Source organism: Phenylobacterium sp. (assembly GCF_030654915.1).
GTDB lineage: Bacteria > Pseudomonadota > Alphaproteobacteria > Caulobacterales > Caulobacteraceae > Phenylobacterium.
Map to the genome: position 1 here is coordinate 1 of NZ_JAURWM010000092.1, position 3,819 is coordinate 3,819.

The window sequence follows — 3,819 nt, forward strand, 5'->3', positions numbered from 1 at the left end:
AACTCGCTCCACTCGCGGCCATCAAGCTCTCGCCCGCCAGACTTTGGCCGTGGCCCGCCCCACTGTTTGAAGAAGAAAGCGACATCCTGACGAAGACAAGCGTCACGGACCGCGCGGACCCAATCCGCCTCTATCAACCTAGCTCTGGGGCCACTCTCGCCGCCTACGATGACCCAGGAGATATCATTGAGATCCAAGTCCCCAACGGGCCCAATTAGCGGCTCGATCGAGAGGAATCTGATGCTGGCTGGTGCTTCGGCGAGATGCCGGACGCGAGCCGCTGATGCTGCGTTTTCGACGGATACTCCGCACCAAATGTGGGCCGGCGCGGGACCGGCGTTGTAGCGGTTGCGCAGGTAGTCGCGCATACGAGAGCTGCGCTTTGTCAATATCTGATAGGTATGCCAATCCGCCTCCTCCATGGTGTCGAAGACTTGATCAACAAAGCTAAACGGTACCTCTTTGTGGAATAAGTCGCTCATGGAGTTGACGAAAATCATTCGCGCTCGGCGCCAAGCCAGCGGTTGCCGCAACCGCTCCGGCCGCAACTGAAGATCGAACCCGTTTTCGAATGGATGGCCAGACGTTCCTCGGAAACGTTCAGCAAAGCGCTCAGCGTAACAATTATCGCAGCCAGCCGTGATCTTGGTGCAGCCCGTTACTGGGTTCCACGTCGCATCCGTCCACTCGATAGTACTGGAGTCGGCCACTCGACCCTCCCGGAACAAAAGATGAACACCTTAGCACCTTCGCACCCGCTCGGCCATGAGCCTAGATTTCAATTAACCAATCATTTCCGATAGCCCGGCACCATCGTTATGGATGACGGCGGCACTTCGCGGACGCTGACCGAACAATCCCCTCAACGTTTGCTTAACCCCGCCGACGTCCTGTATCCCTGGTTGGAACAGATGACGAACGCGCCGATTCCCATGCACGCCCCGCTCCGCATCCTCGGCCTCGATCCGGGCCTTCGCAAAACCGGCTGGGGGGTGATCTCCGTCGAGGGCTCGCGGCTGGTCCATGTGGCGCATGGGGTGATCGCGCCCAAGGACAGCCTGCCCTTCGCTGAGCGGTTGCTGGTGCTGTTCGAGGCGATCAGCGAGGTCGTCGCCCTGCACGCCCCGCATGAGGCGGCGGTCGAGGAGACCTTCATGAACAACAACCCGGCCTCGGCCCTGAAGCTCGGCCACGCCCGCGCCATGGCGATGATCGTGCCGGCCCGCGCCGGCCTGATCGTGGCCGAGTACGCCGCCACCGTGGTCAAGAAATCGGTGGTCGGGACCGGCGCGGCCGACAAGCACCAGGTTGGCTTCATGATCGCCCGCCTGCTGCCCACCGCCGGCAAGACCACATCCGACGCCGCCGACGCCCTGGCCGTCGCCATCGCCCACGCCCACCACCGCAAGGCGCGCAATCTGGGAGCGGCGGCATGATCGGGCGGCTGCGCGGACTGGTCGCCGAGGTCAGCGAGGAAGAGGCCCTGATCGACGTGGCCGGGGTCGGCTATGTGGTGCGCTGCGGCTCGCGCACGCTGGGGCACCTGCCGGCGATGGGCGAGGAGACCGTGCTGCACGTCGAGAGCCAGTGGTCGGAATCGATGGGCATGAAGCTCTACGGCTTCCTGGGCCGCGACGAGCGCCGCGCCTTCGTGCTGCTGCAAGCCTTCCAGGGTGTCGGGCCCAAGGCCGCGCTCTCGGTGCTGGACGTGCTGCCGCCGGCCGAGCTGGCCGGGGCGGTGGCGCGCGAGGACAAGGCCGCCGTCGGCCGCGCCAATGGCGTGGGGCCGAAACTCGCCCTGCGCATCGTCACCGAATTGAAGGACAAGCCGCTGACCGACGGCCATGTCGCCGCCTTCCACGCCGGCGCGCTCACCCCCGCCGCCCCGCCGCCGCCGTCGGCCGTGGGCGAGGCGGTCTCGGCCCTGATGGGCCTGGGCGTGGCCGAGGTGAACGCCCGCCGCGTGGTCGAGCAGGCGGCTTTGCGCCTGGGCGAGGACGCCGAGGTGTCGGGGCTGATCAAGGCCGGCTTGCAGGAGCTTGGGCGATGATGAGCGCTCCGCGCCCCCTCACCCAGCCCTCTCCCGAGGGAGAGGGCTTTAGCTTCCTTCTCCTCGCCCCCCTTGGGGGGAGAGGCCGGGTGAGGGGGGCCTTGCCGCGCCGCCGCCTCGAGGGAGAGGGCTTTGCGCTTCTTCTCCTCTCCCCGCTGGGGAGAGGTCGGGTGAGGGGCCAGCGCCGCCTCGCCGGAGAGGGCTCATGACCCGCATCATCTCCCCCGACGCCCAGCCGTTCGAGGCCGGCGTCGTCCACGACAAGGCGCTGCGCCCGCAGACCCTGTCCGAATTCGTCGGCCAGGAGCAGGCCAAGGGCAATCTCAAGGTCTTCATCGAGGCGGCCAAGGCGCGGTCCGAGGCGCTGGACCATGTGTTGCTGTTCGGCCCGCCGGGCCTGGGCAAGACCACGCTGGCCCAAATCGTCGCCCGCGAGCTGGGGGTGAACTTCCGCGCCACCTCCGGCCCGGTGCTGGCCAAGGCCGGGGACCTGGCCGCGATCCTGACCAATCTCGAACCGCGCGACGTCCTCTTCATCGACGAGATCCACCGTCTGGCCGCCAATGTGGAGGAGATCCTCTACCCGGCCATGGAGGATCACGTCCTGGACCTGATCATCGGCGAGGGGCCGTCCGCCCGCTCGATCCGCATTGACCTGGCGCCCTTCACCCTGGTCGCGGCCACCACGCGGGCCGGCCTGCTGGCCACGCCCCTGCGCGACCGGTTCGGGATCCCGCTGCGGCTGGAGTTCTATACCCAGGCCGAGTTGACCAAGGTGCTGACCGGGGCCGCCGCCAAGATGGGCGTGTCCCTGGCCCTCGACGGCGCCGGCGAGATCGCCGCCCGCTCGCGCGGCACCCCGCGCGTCGCCGGCCGGCTGCTGCGCCGGGTCCGCGACTTCGCCGCCGCCGACGGGACCGACGTGATCGACGGCAAGGCCGCGGCCCGCGCCTTGGCCAGGCTCGACGTCGACCAGGCGGGCTTGGACGCCCTCGACCGCCGCTATCTCCAGGCCCTGATCGACAACTATGGCGGCGGCCCGGCCGGGGTCGAGACCCTGGCCTACGCCATCGCCGAGGCGCGCGACGCCGTCGAGGACGTGATCGAACCCTTCCTGCTCCAGCAAGGCTTCATCCAACGTACCCCCCGAGGCCGCATGGCCTGCGCCAAGGCCTACGCCCATCTGGGCCTAACCCCCCCGCCGCAAGTCCCCACCCCCGGCCAACCGACCCTATTCGACGAGTAATTCCTCTCCCTCGGGAGAGGTTGAGGGGGCGCGAAGCGCTCTTCGGTCCACCCGCCGCAAAACCGAAAGCCAGAAAGCCCCTCACCCAACCTCTCCCCAGCGGGGAGAGGAGAAGAACGAGCGGAGAGGTTAGGTGAGGGGGCGGCCCGCAGCGGCGCTCAACCGCCATCACCGCAAAGCCGACAGTCCAAGACCCCTCACCCGACCTCTCCCCGGCGGGGAGAGGAGAAGTCATCCCTCTCCCTTGGGAGAGGTTAGGTGAGGGGGCGGCGCACGCCGCTCTGCGGTCTCTCGCCACCACAGGCTCGCAGGATCGTGTCGCAGACCGCGTCGGAATCCTCGATCAGCACGGAGTTCCAGAACAGCAGCACCCGATAGCCCAAGCTCTCCAGATAACCCGTCCGCCGCGCGTCATAGGGCGCGGCCTCGAAATGCTGCCCGCCATCCAACTCCACGAACAACATCAACTCAGCACACACGAAGTCCGCGATGAACGGCCCCAGCGGGACCTGCCGCCTCCACT

The 3,819-nt window shown here is 67.5% G+C and carries 5 protein-coding genes; 3 read left to right on the forward strand and 2 right to left on the reverse strand.

The annotated features are described in order from the left end of the window. The coding region (locus tag Q7T84_RS04520; RefSeq protein ID WP_304806509.1) for a DUF5131 family protein at positions 1-710 on the reverse strand (710 nt) is incomplete at its 3' end. Between the two features lie 201 nt (positions 711-911). Between Q7T84_RS04520 and ruvC the strand changes: the two genes are divergently transcribed. The 3 genes from ruvC to ruvB all read left to right on the forward strand — a co-directional run bounded on the left by ruvC (position 912) and on the right by ruvB (position 3,296). After that, the gene (ruvC, locus tag Q7T84_RS04525; protein WP_304806511.1) at positions 912-1,436 is read left to right on the forward strand and encodes a crossover junction endodeoxyribonuclease RuvC; all 525 of its coding nucleotides are present in this window, start codon (positions 912-914) and stop codon (positions 1,434-1,436) included. Further along, positions 1,433-2,050 carry a Holliday junction branch migration protein RuvA gene (gene ruvA, locus Q7T84_RS04530; RefSeq protein WP_304806512.1) on the forward strand — a complete coding sequence of 206 codons (618 nt, stop codon included), beginning with the start codon at positions 1,433-1,435 and terminating at the stop codon, positions 2,048-2,050. Before ruvC ends, ruvA begins: the two co-directional genes overlap by 4 nt. A 205-nt stretch (positions 2,051-2,255) precedes the next feature. Next, entirely contained in the window at positions 2,256-3,296 is a 1,041-nt protein-coding gene (ruvB, locus tag Q7T84_RS04535; RefSeq protein WP_304806514.1) for a Holliday junction branch migration DNA helicase RuvB, read from the forward strand. A 254-nt stretch (positions 3,297-3,550) separates the two neighbouring features. Here the strand turns inward: ruvB and Q7T84_RS04540 are convergent. Beyond that, positions 3,551-3,819 (reverse strand): endonuclease domain-containing protein (locus Q7T84_RS04540; RefSeq protein ID WP_304806515.1); only part of this gene is annotated, 269 nt, incomplete at its 5' end.

Coding starts and splice junctions, on each gene's coding strand:
- ruvA (WP_304806512.1), top strand. CDS start 1,433: ATGATCGGGCGGCTGCGCGGACTGGTCGCCGAGGTCAGCGAGGAAGAG.
- ruvC (WP_304806511.1), top strand. CDS start 912: ATGACGAACGCGCCGATTCCCATGCACGCCCCGCTCCGCATCCTCGGC.
- ruvB (WP_304806514.1), top strand. CDS start 2,256: ATGACCCGCATCATCTCCCCCGACGCCCAGCCGTTCGAGGCCGGCGTC.